The sequence below is a fragment of the Variovorax saccharolyticus genome (genome assembly GCF_030316765.1).
Lineage (GTDB): Bacteria > Pseudomonadota > Gammaproteobacteria > Burkholderiales > Burkholderiaceae_C > Variovorax > Variovorax saccharolyticus.
Genome location: NZ_JASZYT010000005.1, coordinates 80,789 through 96,406, shown reverse-complemented (window position 1 = coordinate 96,406; position 15,618 = coordinate 80,789). Strand labels below are relative to the sequence as shown.

The 15,618-nt window shown below is 68.4% G+C and carries 15 protein-coding genes; 5 read left to right on the top strand and 10 right to left on the bottom strand.

Annotated elements, in window-relative coordinates:
• Nucleotides 1-7 precede the first annotated feature (7 nt).
• The 8 genes from QTI45_RS16735 to QTI45_RS16700 form a co-directional block, all read right to left on the bottom strand.
• Nucleotides 8-733 (bottom strand): carboxymuconolactone decarboxylase family protein, encoded by a 726-nt coding sequence (locus QTI45_RS16735; RefSeq protein WP_286655217.1) that lies wholly within the window; start codon nt 731-733, stop codon nt 8-10.
• A gap of 100 nt (nt 734-833) precedes the next feature.
• Nucleotides 834-1,946: a beta-keto acid cleavage family enzyme gene (locus tag QTI45_RS16730; protein WP_286655216.1), complete on the bottom strand. Its 1,113-nt coding sequence runs from the start codon at nt 1,944-1,946 to the stop codon at nt 834-836.
• A 22-nt stretch (nt 1,947-1,968) separates the two neighbouring features.
• A complete protein-coding gene (locus tag QTI45_RS16725) occupies nt 1,969-2,358 on the bottom strand; it encodes a response regulator (RefSeq protein ID WP_286655215.1) in 390 nt (129 codons plus the stop codon).
• 111 nt (nt 2,359-2,469) lie between these two features.
• Nucleotides 2,470-3,111: a response regulator gene (locus QTI45_RS16720; RefSeq protein ID WP_286655214.1), complete on the bottom strand. Its 642-nt coding sequence runs from the start codon at nt 3,109-3,111 to the stop codon at nt 2,470-2,472.
• Entirely contained in the window at nt 3,108-3,410 is a 303-nt protein-coding gene (locus QTI45_RS16715; protein WP_286655213.1) for a sensor histidine kinase, read from the bottom strand. The genes QTI45_RS16720 and QTI45_RS16715 overlap by 4 nt, the downstream gene beginning before the upstream one ends.
• A gap of 63 nt (nt 3,411-3,473) precedes the next feature.
• Nucleotides 3,474-4,883, bottom strand: coding sequence for a histidine kinase (locus QTI45_RS16710; protein WP_286655212.1), 1,410 nt, complete (start codon nt 4,881-4,883; stop codon nt 3,474-3,476).
• Nucleotides 4,884-4,939: 56 nt separating this feature from the next.
• The gene (locus QTI45_RS16705; RefSeq protein ID WP_286655211.1) at nt 4,940-6,238 is read right to left on the bottom strand and encodes an MFS transporter; all 1,299 of its coding nucleotides are present in this window, start codon (nt 6,236-6,238) and stop codon (nt 4,940-4,942) included.
• Nucleotides 6,239-6,249: 11 nt separating this feature from the next.
• A complete protein-coding gene (locus QTI45_RS16700; RefSeq protein ID WP_286655210.1) occupies nt 6,250-7,305 on the bottom strand; it encodes a beta-keto acid cleavage family enzyme in 1,056 nt (351 codons plus the stop codon).
• A 125-nt stretch (nt 7,306-7,430) separates the two neighbouring features.
• Here QTI45_RS16700 and QTI45_RS16695 point away from each other — a divergent pair, with 125 nt between their 5' ends.
• Together QTI45_RS16695 and QTI45_RS16690 are read left to right on the top strand one after the other, a co-directional pair.
• Entirely contained in the window at nt 7,431-8,420 is a 990-nt protein-coding gene (locus QTI45_RS16695; protein ID WP_286655209.1) for an AraC family transcriptional regulator, read from the top strand.
• 116 nt (nt 8,421-8,536) lie between these two features.
• Nucleotides 8,537-9,967, top strand: a complete 1,431-nt coding sequence (locus QTI45_RS16690; protein WP_286655208.1) for a trypsin-like peptidase domain-containing protein — start codon at nt 8,537-8,539, stop codon at nt 9,965-9,967.
• 9 nt (nt 9,968-9,976) lie between these two features.
• Here the strand turns inward: QTI45_RS16690 and QTI45_RS16685 are convergent, their stop codons facing one another.
• The gene (locus tag QTI45_RS16685; protein WP_286655207.1) at nt 9,977-11,299 is read right to left on the bottom strand and encodes a lytic murein transglycosylase; all 1,323 of its coding nucleotides are present in this window, start codon (nt 11,297-11,299) and stop codon (nt 9,977-9,979) included.
• A 254-nt stretch (nt 11,300-11,553) separates the two neighbouring features.
• Between QTI45_RS16685 and QTI45_RS16680 the strand changes: the two genes are divergently transcribed.
• Nucleotides 11,554-11,817, top strand: coding sequence for a hypothetical protein (locus tag QTI45_RS16680; RefSeq protein WP_286370271.1), 264 nt, complete (start codon nt 11,554-11,556; stop codon nt 11,815-11,817).
• A 10-nt stretch (nt 11,818-11,827) separates the two neighbouring features.
• On the opposite strand, the gene QTI45_RS16675 is transcribed toward QTI45_RS16680, so the two are convergent.
• Complete coding sequence (locus tag QTI45_RS16675; protein WP_286655206.1) at nt 11,828-13,795, bottom strand: hybrid sensor histidine kinase/response regulator; 1,968 nt, start codon at nt 13,793-13,795, stop codon at nt 11,828-11,830.
• A gap of 133 nt (nt 13,796-13,928) precedes the next feature.
• Between QTI45_RS16675 and QTI45_RS16670 the strand changes: the two genes are divergently transcribed.
• Both QTI45_RS16670 and QTI45_RS16665 read left to right on the top strand, forming a co-directional pair.
• Nucleotides 13,929-14,948, top strand: a complete 1,020-nt coding sequence (locus QTI45_RS16670) for a Bug family tripartite tricarboxylate transporter substrate binding protein (RefSeq protein ID WP_286370269.1) — start codon at nt 13,929-13,931, stop codon at nt 14,946-14,948.
• Nucleotides 14,949-15,048: 100 nt separating this feature from the next.
• Nucleotides 15,049-15,618, top strand: coding sequence for a hypothetical protein (locus QTI45_RS16665; RefSeq protein WP_286655205.1), 570 nt, complete (start codon nt 15,049-15,051; stop codon nt 15,616-15,618).

The window sequence follows — 15,618 nt, the reverse complement described above, 5'->3', positions numbered from 1 at the left end:
GTCCCTTTCATGTTGCCTGGCGAGCGCGCCGCGCCAACTCCTCGGCAAGAATCGGCACGCCGAGATTGCAAGCCTGCACGCCCTGCCCGACGCAGAGCTTGAGCACTTCCATGATCTCCTCGATCGTGGCACCGGCGGCCAAGGCGTTGCGGATATGCCGTCGCGTGCCTGGCGCATACATGTGCGTGTAGGAGGCATCGAAGGCAATGCTCAGCAGTTCGATCTCCTTCGCGGGCAGGACGCCGCTTGCGTAGATGCCCGCGCCCGTGGCCATGAATTCGTCGGTCCACACGGGGTCGAGTTCGTAGAACGGATCCCACGCCGCGTTCCACTGGCCAATGGCTTTCATCCGGTCGCAGGCGGGCGTCAGCAGGCCGGCCTTGCTGGTCGGAACCGCCTGCGCTGACTTCGCTTCTTCCAGCAGGATCGGCGCCCCGAGGCTGCAGGAATGGATCGACATCACGGAAGCGCACTTCAGCACGAACAGGATCTCGTCCCGGCTGGCTCCGGCTTCGAGGGCCCTGCGGATGTGGCGACGGGTCCCCTCGGGATTCAGGTTGGTGCAGGCGGCGTTCATCGCAACGCCGACCAGTTCGGCCAGCTTGCGGGACAGCACGCCGCTGCGCCACGGATTGGTCGCCATGCGGGTGCTGGACTCCGCCCAGGCACCATCCCATTCGCGCAACTGGGCCAGCGCATCCTCCCACGGACCGGTTTCGTCGTTGACCTGCATGCAGTTCTCCTCTGGGTCACGGTGCATGAGCGTTTCGGGTGGCATCAAGCGGCGCCTCCGGGCTCCCGGACGCGCCGCTCTCCGGCCTGCTCCAGATGCTCTAGAGGATGCTGGTAGGCCGCGTCACGACGCCCGTCGCCCGCGGCAGCCGACCGTCGGTCTCGTATGCCAGGAAGCCCTTGTGGCCGTCCTTGCGGTTCGGCGGCAGGCCGAGGTTGAACAGCGTCTCGTCCACGCTGTCGTACCAGACGCCGATCTTCATGATCTCGCGCGCCTCCTCCGCCGTTGCGACCTTGCGGCCGAACTGCTCGCTCTGCTTGACCGCCCACTCGACCTGCTTGACCGTCGACCAGCGCTTCTTGTCGATGTCCCAGATGTTGTCCTCGTTGCCCACGCGAACGTTGACGCCGAGGATCGTCGCCAGGGTCTGGATCGCGATGTTGCCGCGCATGCTGCTCCAGAAGGTCACGCTGGAGGCACCATGCGGGGTGCGGCGCAGCATCTCCATCCAGTCGAAGGGATTGCGGCCCATGGTGCCGCCGCCGTAGCCGCACAGCGCCAGGTTCAGCGGCCCCATGTAGACGCCGGAGCGGATCAGGCGCTCGATGATCTCGAGCTGGTGCACGTGGCCCGGCACGAAGTAGGGCTGGATCCTGTTCTTGCGCAGCCGCTTCAGATGCTCGATATAGAAGGCCGGCAGCGAGTCCACGACCATGCCGCTCCAGGCCGCCGCGACCTTCGGGTCGTCCAGGTGCGTGCCATCCGCATCGCCCGGCACGAAGGCCTGCGTGATGTCCCACAGGCTCGATCCGGTCGTGACCGTGACGCAATCCGGCTTCGGGTCGAGCTCGGTGAGCATGTGGCGGGTGTCGTAGTCCAGCCACTTGGCCTTCGCGCCCTCGGTGTGCGGCGCGAAGGAGATCGAGCCGCCGACCTGGATGATCATCTTCGGCACCGCCTTGCGCACCATGCCGAGGAGTTCGTTGTAGTGATCGAAGTTGCTCGATCCCTCGCCGGTCTTCGGGTCTCGCACGTGGAAGTGCAGCATCGTGGCGCCGGCGTTGTAGCAGTCCACCGCGGCCTGCACCTGTTGCTCGAAGCTCAGCGGCAGGTCCTCGACATCGCCGGGCAGCCACTCGGGACCGTACGGCGCCGCGGTGATGATCGTGGGCGTCATCAGTTCGGGAAACAGTGAATCGTCGGTGAAATACATTTCCATCGCTCCTTCGTTAGAGTCAAACAACCACCCCTGCCGATACATAGCGATCACCCGCAAGAAGCGCGTCGACCGCCGCCAGCAACTCGCCTGCGATCAGGCGCTTCAACACGAATCCGTCGGCGCCCGCCGCCAGCGCCGCCAACGCCACCGCGCCCTCGTCGTGCGCACTGAGCAGAAGCACCTTGGCCGACGGCGCCTCCTTGCGCAGCGTGCCCACCAGCGTCGGAAGATCTCCGCCGGCGAGCGCGAGATCGACCACCACCAGCTCGGGCTGGAGCCGCGCGGCGCCTTCGATCAACGAGACCGCGTCCGCCACCATGAACACCGCACTGAAGGTGGTCTCGAGCAAGCCACGCATGCCTTCGCTCAGGCCGTGGTGTCGATCACCCAGTAGTACGCAGTTCATGTCGCTCCCTTGTGAAGCAGGCTCTTCGCCGAGATCGCAGACGAAGAATGAACCGGATGGAAGCGGGTGTCAGCTCGAACGATTGCTGGCGGTCGCCGGAAAAATTACGAGTCAGGGACGCGCGATGCCGCGCTTGATCGCGAAGTGGATCAGTTCGGCGCCGTTCTTCAGGCCAAACGACTCCATGATCTTGTACTTGTGGAACTCGACCGTGCGGGATGAGATATCGAGCGCCTTGGCGATCTCCTTCGCCGACTTGCCGTCGGCCAGCAGCCGCAGGATGTCGTGCTGGCGCACCGACAAGGCCACGGCCGCCTCGCCGTGCTCCCTCGACCTGGCCCGGGTTGCCTGAAACAGTTCGCCAGCCAGCGAGGGACTGACGAAGGTCCCGCCTCCGAGAACGACCTGCACCGCACGCACCAGTTCGTCGGGCGCCGAATGCTTGAGGACATAGCCCGCGGCGCCGGCCTCCAGCGCGGTGATGGCGTAGTCGACCTCGCGGTGCATGGTCAGGAAGACGACCGGGGTCTCGATGCCTTCCTTCCTGAGCAGTTCGAGCGCTTCGATGCCGTTGAGCAGGGGCATGGTGATGTCGGCGACGATGGCATCCGGCTGCAGGCCTCGTGCAGCCTCCACCATGTCCCGCCCGTTCTCGACCACGCCGACCAGATCGAACTCCGCCGCCAGGATGCTCTTCAGCCCTTCGGCCACGATCCGGTGATCGTCGGCGAGCAGGATGCGCGCGCCGGTCATGCGGCCTCCTGGAGGGGTACCCATGCGATCACCGAGGTGCCGTGGTCGGGTCGACTCACGACCTCGAGCCTGCCGCCGACCAGCCTGACCCTTTCGCGCATGCTCACGAGGCCGAGGCTGGTCCGGGCGTCGCCGGGCGCGCTTCCGATGCCCTGGCCGTCGTCATGCACCGTCAGCGCGATGCCGCCCTGGCGCGCGCGCAGAGAGACCTCCACGCTGCCTGCCTTGGCGTGGCGCACGACGTTGCGCAATGCCTCCTGCGCCACCCTGAAGACGCAGATCGCGGTGTTCGGAGGCACTTTCCTCGTGATCGCCTCGAGATCGAGATCGACGCGAATCGGCTGCTGGCGCGCGACGCGACCTCATTCCGCCTTCAATGCCGCGACCAGCCCGAGGTCCTCGAGCACCGAAGGATGCAGGCGATACGACAGCGCATGAACGTCTTCGCTCAACTTCACGAGCCCCAGCCGGATCGCGTCCAGCGCGGTCGTGGCGGCGGAACTGCCCGCGTGGCCTTGGGCCCTTGCGGCATCGATCGCGAGCGCCGCGAGGCGCTGCGTGACATCGTCATGCAGCTCGCGCGCGAGCCTTCGCCTCTCGTCTTCCTGGGCGGTCAGGATCCGCCCCCCGAAGTGCTGTGCCTCGCGTTCGGCCTTGCGTCGCTCGACGCGCTGGATCAGAAGCGCCACGATCAGCGCCGCCTGGAACACGAGCGCAGCGCTGGTCGCCAGGACGGCGACGCGGTGCTCTTCCCAGATCGAGGGCGGCCTGAAGCGGATCTCGCTGTCGGGCGGCAGACGTGCCTTGTCGATCTTCCATCGTTCGAGCTCTCTCCAGTCGTAGACGGGCGGCTCGAAGCCGATCACGTCCAGCCGCGGCTGGGACGGCGCCGGTGCGCCCCATGAACGAAGCGCAGCCGTGGCCATGTGTTCCCCGCGCTTCTTCTGCGACGAATAGGGGCCGCCCGCCACCCCCTTGCCGAGTTCGCTCTCGTAGATCCCGAAGATGGGAGCGCTCGCGGTGCTTCGCAGGGTTTCCAGGGCGGCCCGCTGCTCGTGCGGAATGCCGGCGGCATCCACGATCATGTAGGCATAGAGCACCGCCGAACGCGCAGGCAAGGTCGCGATGCGCTGCTGCATCTGGACCAGCGACAGTTTGTCGAGCCACTCGAAGCCGACTCGCCCCTCGAACTGGGCGAACTCGCGCTGCAGTTCCGCCTTCCAGAAGCGCTCGAGCTCGGAGGACCCGATCACCACCGAGATCGTTTCCGTGTCGGGGAGGACCGTCAGGATATTGCTGACCAGCGCCGGCAGGTCCACCTTTCCGGCCACGGCCGCATCGGCCGGCCCGATCGGGAGCTGTTTCAGGATGCGCTCGTCCAAGGCGCCGACCACCAGCGGGGTGGCGGGAAAGAGCTCGCTCCGGTGCCGAAGGTAGAAGCGTGCTGCCGGCGGACCGATCGTCACGACGACATCGGGCGGCGCCTGCTCGAAACGGGCGCGCAGGTACTCGACGAAGAACCGTTCCTCGCCTTCGTTCGGAGCGCGGCTCAGGTCGAGGTTGGCATCGACGAAGTTGATCGGTTCTGCGGATCGGCGCGCAAGATCGGTGCGGAAGGTCGACGCGATCGTGTCGTAGGGTGCGAAGTCGCGGCCGAAGGAGTGCAGGGTCAGCACTCGCCTCGGGCCCGCGGCTTCGGCGCCGATCGCAACGAACCCTGCGAGCAGCAGCCAGACCAGCGCGATCCGCATCCGCAGGGTACGAGGCGACATCCTCATGATCGCGAATGGTGAGGGTCCGGGCTGGCCGATGCAATGCGACCTTGTACCTACCGGGCCGTGTCCGCGACAGGCTGGACAGCCGCGGTCGGGGCCGTGCCGCGACCCGCGCGCTGCCCGGCGGAGAACAGCGCGGCCAATGCGAAGAAGAAGATCGATCCGATGCCGACGACATCGGTCGCGAGGACGACATGCGTCAGCGGCGAGGAGACGCCCTGGGCGATGAGCACGTCCACCGCCCTGCCCGCCACCAGGTTGGCGACCGCTATCGCCAGGATGTTGATGCACAGCATGGTGAAGCCGCTCACGGTCGAGCGCGTCTGCGGCGGAACCATGCCCATGATGGCGGCGTTCGCGGGCCCGTAGCTGCCGAGCGGCAGGAAGAAGCCCGCGCACATGCCCAGGTAGAACAGCCACGAGCCCGGCGCGACGAAGCGGTAGGCGATCATCGGCACGGCGCACAGCGCGATGAAGAGAACGATGACGCCCGCGTGTCCGCCGGGAATCCGTCGCGCCAGACGATCGCCCACGACGCCGCCGACCACCGCCCCCAGGGCACCGAACAGCAACTGGAGTGCGCCGATGCGCGACGCGATGGACGCCGCGTCCAGGCCGCGCTCCTGGACCAGCCACAACTGGGTGAACGAGAGGCCGGCGAACAGCACGTGGATCAGGACGAAGCCGACGATCAGGAACAGCAGCGCGGGGCGCTGGCGCATCTGGCCGAGCACCGTGCGCACCTGCAGCACGAAGGGGGCGCCGCGCTCGTGCGCCGGCGCGTTGCTGCGATCGTCCTTGAGAAACGAGAGCAGCAGCGCAATGACGACGCCGGCCACGCCCAGCGTGTAGAAGGTCGAACGCCAGCCGTGCGCGGCGCCGAAGGTGCCGGCCAGCAGGAAGCTGACGCCGATGCCCATGGGAATCCCCATGAAGAACACGCCCATGACCGTGCCGCGCCGCTTCTCCGGGAACAGCTCCGTCAACAGCGACACCGCGGCGGGCACCAGGGCGGCCTCGCCACTGGCGACGAAGAAGCGCGCCAGGGCCATCTGCTCGAAGCTCTGGGCATGGCCGGAGGCCCAGGTGCACAGGCTCCAGATGAACACGCCGGCGGCGATGATGCGGGTGCGGCTGAAGCGATCGGCCAGCGACCCGAGGAACAGGGCCATCACCCCGAAGCTCATCACCCACACGGCGCCGACCAGGAAGCCGTATTGCGCGTTGCTGATGCCGAGGTCCGCGATGATCTGAGGCGAGAAGCCCAGCAGCATGTTGCGGTCGATGTGGGCCAGCAGGTGGATGAACAGCAGGCCGGCCAGCACGGCGGAGGGGTTCTTCTTCCAGGCCATGGTCGTGCGCCTCAGGCGACCCGGCGCAGCGGAACCCCGCGCTGCTCCGGCTTGCGATTGGGCACCATGCCCAGGCACGACAGCGTCTGGGCAGCGTCGTCCCAGAAGGTGCCCGTCCGGTAGATGCGGTGGGCATCGCTGCCGGTGGCCACCTCGCGGTTGAGCTCGCGGGCGATGCGCACCATCTTCTCGATCTGCTGCACCGAGGTCGCCCGTTGGCCATCGGGGCCGAAGAGGGTGTCCTCGATCCCCACGCGCACATGCATGCCGAGCGCGATCGCCATGGTGTTCATCGGCACCACGTTGCGGTTGAGCGTCTCCAGCGTCAGCACCGCGCCGTCGGGCGTGCGGCGCACGAACTCCATCATGTCGGCCGGGTTCAGGCCCGCGGCGCCGCCGCCGATGGCCACGTAGTTGAGCACCAGCGGTCCGCAGTAGACGCCGCGCCGGATCAAGCGCTCCACGGTCTCCAGCCCGGTCAGGCTGCCGAGCATGAAGTGCGGCTGGATGCCGTTGGCGACCAGGCGGCGGATGTGCTCCTCGTGCCACGACGGGTTGGACGGCACCACCATGTCGCGGTAGGCGGCCTGGATCGCCGGGTTGGTGAGCGAGGTGCCCGCCACGTCCGCGGCGGTCATCAGCTCCATCACGTTCATCTGGCTGGTGTTGACGGCCACCGTCACCTGGTCCGGGCGCGGATCGAGCTCGGCGAGCATGTGGCGCGTGTCGTCGTTGAGCCACTTGGCGGCCGCGCCCTCGCCCTCGGGGGCGAAGGAGATCGAGCCGCCGACCTGGAGCACCATCTTCGGAACCGCATCGCGCAGCCGGGCCAGCATCTCGTTGAACATCGAAAGACGCTTGCTGCCCTTGCCATCGGCTTCGCGCACGTGCACGTGCAGCACGGTGGCGCCGGCGTTGTAGCAATCGACCGCCTTCTGGACCTGCTGTTCCAGGGTGACGGGGATGTCGTCCGAATCGCCGGGTACCCATTGGGGGCCGTAGGGCGCCACCTGGATCACGAGTTTTTCCTGGTTTTCGGGCAGCAGGGAGTCGTCGAGGAAATTCATGCTTTGTCGTCCTTTGGAATGCCGGCGTTGCCGTTGGATGGGACGAAGTATGGGAAGCGGCCGCTTTTTCGGTTTGACCGAATGCGTCATTGATTTGACAATTTGCGACAACGCGAAAGTCGCCCATGCCCTACCTGATCCGAGCCGCCAGCCTCACCAACTACGTCAAGGTGGCGCGCTCGGTGGGCCTGGAGCCGTTTCGCCACCTGCGCGCGGCCGGCATCCATCCGTCGGTGCTGCTCGATCCGGACATGAAGGTGCCCACCGAGGCCGTCGGGCGCCTGCTGGAATCGTCGGCACAGGCTTCCGGCTGCGAGGACTTCGGCCTGCGCATGGCCGAGACCCGCGAACTCTCCAACCTCGGCCCGCTCGCCTTCGTGGCGCGGGAAGAGCCGACCCTGCGCAAGACCCTGGTCTCGATGGCCTACTACGCGCGGCTGCAGAACGAGGCCCTGCTGATCCGGATCGAGGAAGCCGACGGGCTCACCATCATTCGCCAGGAGATGATGGGTGGCCATCCGGGCTCGATCCGGCAGCAGATGCAGCTGATCGTCGGCGTCGTGCACCGGACGCTGGCCGTGTTCCTGGGCGCCGCCTGGAAGCCGCGCAGCGTGTGCTTCATCCACGGCCCGCCGCCCAGGCTCAACGTCTATAGGCGCGTGTTCGGTGCGCCCGTGCTGTTCGACCAGGACTTCGACGGCATCGTGTGCCAGACCACGGACCTCGACGTCGCAGTCGCCTCCTACGAGCCCGACATGGCGCGGCATACGCGGCGCTACCTTGACGCGCTGCTCGCGCAGTCCGACGCCACCATGATCGACCAGGTCCGCAAGCTGGTCTTCGCGCTGCTGCCCACGGGCACCTGTTCGATGACGGCCGTGGCGCAGCAGCTCGGCGTGCAGGCCCGGACCCTCCAGCGCCACCTGGAGGCGCAAGGCGAAAGCTACTCGTCCATCCTCGACGCGGCGCGCGCCGAAGTCGTGCCGCGCTACGTGGCGAGCCGCGACCGGCCGCTGTCGGAGGTGGCGAGCCTCTTGGGCTTTGCTTCGCTGAGCGCGTTCTCGCGCTGGTTCACCGGCCGGTTCGGGTGCAGCGTTTCGACATGGAGGACTTGATCCGGCGCAAAGACCGCGTCCGCAGCATGCGCCTACATTGATTGCTCGCCCACGACGCGGAGTCGGCAATGAGCAAGCTTCTGGTGGTCTGCAACCTGGCGCCGCAGGCGACGTAGATGCGCGTCCTGAATCGCAGGGTCACCGCCCTCGGCATGGTGGCCGGCCTGGTCGCCGGCTGCGCGTCAGCGCCCGGGCCGCCGCCTCTTCCATCGCCGCCTGCCGCGCAGGTCACAACGGCCGCACCCGGCTTCTCCTCGCTGGTCGCCAGCCGCCGGGCCAGCGTGGTCGACATCGTCACCCTGCGGATCGGCCGCGACGAGCGGGCCGAGGGCATCGAGCTGGAGTTCGCGCCCGAGACCGACTTCGCGGACCGCCTGGCCTGGCCGCTGCCGGCGGAGGTGCGCATCAGCCAGATCCGCGACCTCGCCTCCGGCCTGATTCTCGCGCGCGACGGCGTGATCCTCACCAGCGCCCACGTGCTGGCGGGCATCGACGAGGTCCAGGTCCGCCTGGACGACGGCCGGCGCTTCCCCGCGCGGGTGATCGGCTTCGACCGGCGCACCGACGTGGGCCTGCTGAAGATCGACGCCGGCGGGCTCGCGGCCGCGGTGATCGGCGACTCGTCGCAACTGGCGCCGGGCGACTGGGTGGCGGCCATCGGGGCGCCTTTCGGCTTCCACGGCAGCGTCACCGCGGGCGTGGTGAGCGCGGTCGACCGCTACATCGGGGGCGCCGGCGAAGTCCCCTTCATCCAGACCGACGTGGCGATCAATCCCGGCAGTTCGGGCAGCCCCCTGTTCAACAGCCGCGGCGAAGTGGTTGCGATCAACTCGATGATCTACAGCGGCAACGGCGGCTACATGGGCCTGTCTTTTGCCGTGCCGATCAACCTGGCGACCCGGATCGCGGCCCAGCTGAAGGAATCCGGCCGGGTCCGGCGAGCCCGACTCGGCGCCGATTTCCAGCAGATGACCCCCGAACTGGCCCAGTCCTTCGCCTTCGGCGAGCCGAGGGGCGCGCTCGTGGTGCGGGTCGATGCCCAGGGGCCGGCACGGGCCGCAGGCCTGGCCCGCGGCGACATCGTCACCGCTTTCGACGGCGTCCCGATCGCGCACTTCTCGGAGCTGCTGCAACGCGTGGCCAGCGCACCGGCCGGCCGCCGCAGCCAAGTGGAACTGTGGCGGCACGGCAGCCGGCGGACGGTCTGGGTGACGCCGTCGGAGGAGCCGGCGCCGCGGACCGTGCCCAAGTCGGAGGCGGGCTCCGAGCGGGGCGACGGCCTCGGGCTCAGTCTCGGCGAGCTTTCGCCGCTGCAGAAGCTCCAGTTCGGCAGCGATGGCGGCCTGTTGGTCCGGGAAGCCGCCGGGGCCGCGCGCAGCGAGGGCATTCGCGCGGGCGACATCATCGTCGCCGCCAACCACGCCCGGCTCGACCGTGTCGAGGATTTCAGGCGCAAGCTGGCCGAAACCCCGCCAGGCCGCAGGGTGGCGCTGCTGGTGCTGCGCGATCGGCGGCTGGCCTATGTCCCGGTCGTCAATGCGCCATGAGCCGCCGGCCTACGGAGCCTGCAAGCGCTGCAGCAGCGCCGCGCTGGGATAGCCGTCGGCGGGCAGGCCGGCACTGCGCTGGAACTGGCGGATGCCTTCGCGCGTGGCCGGCCCCATCATGCCGTCGGGCGTGCCGCTGGCGAAGCCGCGCTGGTTCAAGGCGGTCTGCAGTTCCAGCAGCTGGCTGCGCGAGAGCGCGGGCAGGTCGCGCGGCCAGGCCGCCTGCACGCCGGGACCGTCGGCGAGCCGCTGCGCGAGAAGGCCGACCGCAAGCGCATAGCTGGTCGAGTTGTTGTAGCGCAGGATTGCGCGGAAGTTCGGACCCACCAGGAACGCGGGCCCGCGCGCGCCCGCGGGCAGCAGGATCATGCCGTCGGCAAACTCCGGCAGCGGCCGGCCGTCCATGGTGCGCAAGCCCTCGGCGGCCCATTGCGCACTGGATTGGCGCACGCTGGTGTCGGCGCGGCCGTAGTCGAAGCCGTTTGGCAGTTGCACCTCGACGCCCCAGGGCTGCCCCGCCTTCCAGCCCGAGCGCGCAAGGAAGTTCGCAGTCGACGCCGTGACGTCGGCCATGCTGCCCCAGATGTCGCGCCGGCCGTCGCCGTCGGCATCGACCGCATGGGCCAGGAAGCTCGACGGCATGAATTGCGTCTGGCCCATGGCACCGGCCCAGGAGCCGATCATGTGCGCGCGATCGATGTCGCCCTTGTCGAGAATCCTGAGCGCCGCCAGCAGTTCGCGGCGCGCCCATTCCTCGCGGCGGCCCTCGAAGCCCAGTGTCGCCAGGGCGTCGATGGTCGGCGTGCTGCCGTAGTTGCCGCCGAAGTTGCTTTCCATGCCCCAGATGGCGACCACCACGGCGGACGGAACGCCGTAGCGCGCGGCCGCCGCATCGGCTTGGGCGCCCACCTGCTGCATCTTCTCCTTGCCGAGCGCCACGCGCTGCGGCGTCACGGCATTGTCGAGATAGTCCCAGACGGTGCGCGTGAATTCGGGCTGGGCGCGGTCCAGCTCGACGACGCGCGGCAGGTAGCGGACCTCGGCGAAGGCCGACTGCAGCGTTGCCTCGCTGATCCCCGCTTCGCGCGCCTGGACGCGGAAGTCGGCGACCCAGCGGGCGAAGCCCTGCTGCAGTGCGGCATCGTCCGCGGCCGCGGGCAGCGGCGGCTGCGGCCGAGGCGGCGCCGGCCGGGGCACGGGCGCGGCCTCGGCCGTCGGCGCCGGCGCAGGCGCAGGGGGTGGCGCGGAGGCGCAGCCCGCCAGCAAGGCCGCGGCCAGTGCCAGGGTGGCCGGTGTTCGCAGGCGCGGCGGAGGAAAAGGAAATCTGTGCATGTGCCGATTTTCGCCCCGGCGCGAGGCCCCTCGCTGTCGGTCAAGGAGCCGTGGCACGGGGTCCGAGACGGGGTGGAATCCATCGCTTTTCGCGACGTCGCCAACCCTTGAGCGCCCGCGCAGCGGACCCATCTATTCAAGGCACCCGACCGGCATCCGCGCCTCTGAGCGACGGCGAAAACGGCAGAGCTCAAACTGCCGTGATCGCCAGTTTTCACGGCCCGAAGCTGGAACGGTGCTTGCTGGAGACAATCATGCTGACCATCGACCAAAAAGAAGTCATCCTGCGCAAGGCAGGGATAGCCGTTCCCTCTTTCCCCGAGCGCCACGCCGCCGCGAATCCGCACGATCCCGAGACCGACACCGAACACAAGCTGGCGATCCAGCGATGGCGGGAAGCCATCGACGTGCTCTACGTTCAGTACGCGGCCGCCCGGGCGGCGAAGAGCCTGCGGGATGCAGAGCAGGCCCGCCAGATCGATCAGTTGCGCCGCGCGGCCGAGCGATCGAACGCCTGACGCCGGCGGCTCAACGGCCCTGTCCGCGCGTGTGCCAGCCCCTGACGCGCAATGCCCGCGAGATCGCCGCCTCCAGCTGGTCCTGGTCGAACGGCTTGGCCAGCTTCGACGTGAAGACCGACAGCCCCGGCGGCAGCTCGGCATAGCCGGTGGCGAGGATCAGCGGCAGTTCCGGACGCTCCTTGCGAAGCACCGCGAACAGCTGCGCACCGGTCATGCCGGGCATGACCTGGTCCGAGACCACCAGGCCGACCGCGGGTTCGCCGCGAACCAGGTTCAAGGCGTCCTGCGCCGAACCTGCGGTGATGACCGAATGCCCCAGGTCCTCGAGCATCGAGGTGGTGTTGGCCAGCACCAGGCTGTCGTCATCGACCGCCACGACCAGCAGGGGCGGCGATCGCTCGCCGGCCTTGGCGCCGCCATCGGCGTCGGATTCGGCCGCCACCGCATCGGCCGCGCCTTGCGCCACCGGCAGCCAGAGTTCGGCCGTCGTGCCCGCGCCCTCGGTGCTCTTCAGGACGAAGCGGCCGCCGGACTGCGCGGCCAGCCCCTGGACCATGGGCAGTCCCAGTCCGGTGCCCTTGCCGACTCCTTTGGTCGTGAAGAAGGGCTCGACCGCCTTCTCGAGCGTCGCCGCGTCCATGCCTGCGCCGGTGTCGGAGATCGACAGGCACACGTAGGCTCCGGGCCGCAGTTCGGCTGCGGCGGCGACGGATTTCTCTTCGACCTTGAGTTCGAGCCGCCCGCCTTCGGGCATGGCGTCGCGCGCGTTCACGCAGAGGTTGAGGATCGCCAGTTCGAGCTGGTTCGGGTCGACCAGCACCGGATCGGGCGCCGCCGGGAAGACGGTCTCGATCCGGATCGCCGAACCGAGCGTTCGCGCGAGCATTTCCCGCATGCCGTCGACGAGCCGGGGAACATCGACCGCCACCGGGGCCAGGTCCTGGCGCCGGGCGAACGACAGCATGCGCTGGGTCAGCGAGGCACCGCGCCGCGCCCCCTGGATGGCGTTGTTCACCAGGCCCTGCAGCTTCTCGTCGGCCGGCAGGCGGCGACGCAGCAATTCGAGGCTGCTGAGGACGACCATCAGCAGGTTGTTGAAATCGTGGGCGACACCGCCGGTGAGTTGCCCGATGGCGTCGAGCTTCTGGGCCTGGAACAGGGCATCCCGGGCCTGCTCGAGCTCTTGCTGGGCGCGGCGTTTCTCCGTGATGTCCCGCGTGACCTTGGCGAATCCGATCAGGCTGCCGTTCGCATCGAGCACCGGATCGATCACCACGCTGGCCCAGAACTCCGAGCCATCCTTGCGCACGCGCCAGCCCTCGCTCTCGAAGCGGCCTTCGGAGGCGGCCGTGGCCAGGGCCTTCGCAGGCTCGCCGCGGGTCTGGTCCCCGGTGCGATAGAAGCGCGAGAAATTCGTGCCGATCACCTCGTCCGGCGCGTAGCCCTTGATCCGCTGGGCGCCGGTGTTCCAGCTCGTGATGAGGCCGGTGGGATCGAGCATGTAGATGGCGTAGTCGGTGACCGCCTGCACCAGCAGCCGGAACTGCTCTTCGCTGCGCCGCAGCGCATCTTCGGCATTCCGCCTTTCGGTGAGATCGCGGGTCACCTTCGCGTAGCCCAGGAGTTCGCCTGACGGGGAACGGATCGGGTGGATCAGCACCTGCGCCCAGAAGCGCCGGCCGTCCTTGCAGCAGCGCCACCCCTCGGTCTCGAAGCGGCCCTCGCGCTGGGCCGTGTTCAGCGTCCGGGTCGGGGCGCCGGCGCGCACGTCGTCGGGCGTGTAGAAGGTCGAGAAGTGGCGCCCGAGGATTTCCGCCTCGGCATAGCCCTTCAGGCGCTGCGCCCCGGAGTTCCAGCTGATGACGAACCCATCCGGGTCGAGCATGTAGATCGCGTATTCCTCGACGGCATCCACCAGCAGGCGATACCGCTCCTCGGGCCCGAGCGTCGTGGAGAGATGCGAGGACTGGTCCAACGGGGTGACTCCTGGCCAAAATCGTGAGGGAGGATCTGCGGGAAGGATAGTCCAATACACCCCGACGGGCCTTGTGAGGCCCCCCGCACACTCCTATGATGGCCCGCCAGCCCAGCCAACATCGGAGACCCGCATGAACCCGATCCAGTCGAAGCGCTCCTTGTCGCGCCGCAGCGCGTTGCATTACGGGCTCGGCGCTCTCGGCGCCGGCATCCTGCCCGCGTCCGCCCTCGCCCAGGGCACCTGGCCCACCAAGCCGGTCTCGCTGGTGGTGGGCTATCCACCGGGCGGACAGACCGATTTCGCGGGGCGCGTGCTCACCGCCGGCATGCAGACCAGCCTGGGCCAGAGCGTGGTGATCGACAACAAACCCGGGGTCAACGGCAACATCGCCACCGACTACGTCCTCAAGGCGCCGCCCGACGGCTACAAGCTGCTGGTAGGCAACGGCAGCAACATGGTGCTGAACCCGCACACCTACCGCAACACGCCGGTGGCCGATCCGCTCAAGATGACACCCATCGGGCTGCTGCTGACCTCCTCGCTGATGCTGGTCGTGCCGACCAGCCTGCCGGTCAAGGACGTCCCCGAGTTCATCGCCTGGATCAAGGCGCAGGACAAGGCGGGCAAGGCGGTCGACTACGCCTCGGGCGGGCCCGGCAGCCTGGTGCAGACCGCGATGGAGCTGTTCCGCGAGCGCATCGGCAAGCCGAAGATGAGCCACGTGCCCTACAAGGGCAGCAGCCCGGCGATGACCGACCTGATCGCCGGCCGTGTGCCCGCCATGTTCGATGCCTCGTCGGTGGTCGCGCCCTTCCTCAAGTCGGGCCAGCTCAAGGCGCTGATGGTCACCGGCCCCAAGCGGGTGCCTGCCTTCCCCGACGTGCCCACGGCCGCCGAAGCCGGCATCAAGGACTTCCAGATCATCTCCTTCATCGGCCTGTACGGCCCGCCGGGCCTGAGCCCCGACATCGTGAAGAAAGCGAACACGGCGATGAACAGCGCCCTCAAGGAACCCAATGTCCAGAAGACCATCGCCGATCGCGGCGACGACGCCGGCGGCGGCACGCCCGAGCAGCTCGCGGCGCTGACGCGCGACTACTACAAGCTGCTCGGCGAGGTGGTCAAGAACAACGACATCCGCGCCGAGTAGCGGCCGGCCCGAAACGCGCTTCCCTTAAAATCCAGCCCCGGGCCCCGCCGCAGCGGCGGGCCCGCAGGGGCATGGGCCCGTGCAACGAGCGCAGCAGACCTTGAAGAAACTTCGGATCACGGGCCCGGGACGGGCGGACTACAGGCTCGGCGAGCCGATGCTGGTGCACGACGGAGAGCAGTTGCTCTGCACCCTGGACCCGGTGCCGGTCAATCCCTCGGGAACCGAGATCCGGGTGGAACACTTCACGCCATCGCTGAGCGGCCTCGAGGAAACGCGCCATCTGGGACGCCTCGTGTTCCTGGAGATCTGCGCCTTCGTGGTCGAGAACTTCGAGCAGATCCAGGCCGTGAGCTTTGCCTTCTCACGGCCGGTGGAACTGCTCGCGGCCGGCTCGCAGCACGCGGCCGACCGCGCCGAGATCATGCACCGCATCGGCATCGAGGACATCCGCGTCGCGCCCAAGCCGTCCGTCATCCCGGGGCACTTCGTGGTCACCGGGGTCTGGCTCTACACCGAGCGCAACGTCGCCGCCCTGAACGAGGTGCTCGGCGAGCTCCGCGCGCTGTACCGGGATCGCGTGGTCGGCACCGACCCCAAGGGCGGCGCCGGGGTGGTCCGGCGGCTGGTCGAGCGCTGGCGCGCCTCGGACCGCCGGCTCGATCACTGA